2 protein-coding genes are annotated in these 886 nt (G+C 50.3%); both read left to right on the top strand.

The genetic code is table 11. The annotated features are described in order from the left end of the window. On the top strand, positions 1-197 hold a 197-nt coding region (locus N1032_RS24285), incomplete at its 5' end, for a 2-keto-3-deoxygluconate permease (protein WP_259543053.1). Between the two features lie 173 nt (positions 198-370). Beyond that, on the top strand, positions 371-886 hold a 516-nt coding region (locus N1032_RS24280; RefSeq protein WP_259543051.1), incomplete at its 3' end, for a 5-deoxy-glucuronate isomerase.

Genomic DNA, 886 nt, shown 5'->3' with positions numbered 1-886 from the left:
GTGATGGTACTGCTGGTGTAGCTGCTTCATCAACTGCTGGTGCTGCTGCTGCAACTCCGGTTCTGATTGCTCAGATGGCTCCTCAGTTCCAGCCATTTGCTGCACAAGCAACCGCTCTGGTAGCAACCTGCGTTATCGTAACGTCGGTAGTATGTCCTCTGGTAACGGCGGCATGGGCTAAAGCAGTTCGCAAATAAGCATTTATCAAGCGTCTTTCGGGACGCTTTATTAAATGTTTACACTAAATGAAGAGGGTTGAGCTATGAACGTTGATACACGCTATGCTATTCATCCGTTCCACGGTGCTGTTCTGGATACTGAGCAACTTCGTCAGGAGTTCCTGATCCAGAATATGTTCCAGCCGGATTAAATGACCATGACCTACAGCCACATCGACCGCATCTGCGTTGGTGGTGTGCTGCCTGTTTATGGCGTTGTCCACCTGCCGGATACTCTGGGTCGCCAGTTCGGTGTTGACTTTTTCCTTCAGCGTCGTGAAATGGGTATCATCAATATCGGTGGTGCTGGTTTCGTTGTCGTTGATGGTGAACGTTATGAGCTGGCTGCTCATGATGGCCTGTACATTGGTAAGGGCGCACATGAAGTTACTTTCGCAAGTAATGATTATGCGAATCCTGCTAAGTTCTACTACAGCAGCTGCCCGGCGCATCATGCTTACCCAACTCGCATCGTAACCAAAGAGCAGAGCGTTTCTGCTGAGCTGGGTTCGGTCGAAGATTGTAACCGCCGCACGATCAACAAATACTTCGTGCCAGATGTTCTGGAAACCTGCCAGCTTTGCATGGGTATGACTGCCCTGCACGAGGGCAGCAACTGGAACTCAATGCCTCCGCATACCCACGAACGTCGCATGGAAGTTTACTTC

Origin of the sequence: Herbiconiux daphne (genome assembly GCF_024979295.1) — a bacterium.
Lineage (GTDB): Bacteria > Actinomycetota > Actinomycetes > Actinomycetales > Microbacteriaceae > Herbiconiux > Herbiconiux daphnes.
This window is presented reverse-complemented; position numbering and strand designations above follow the sequence as displayed.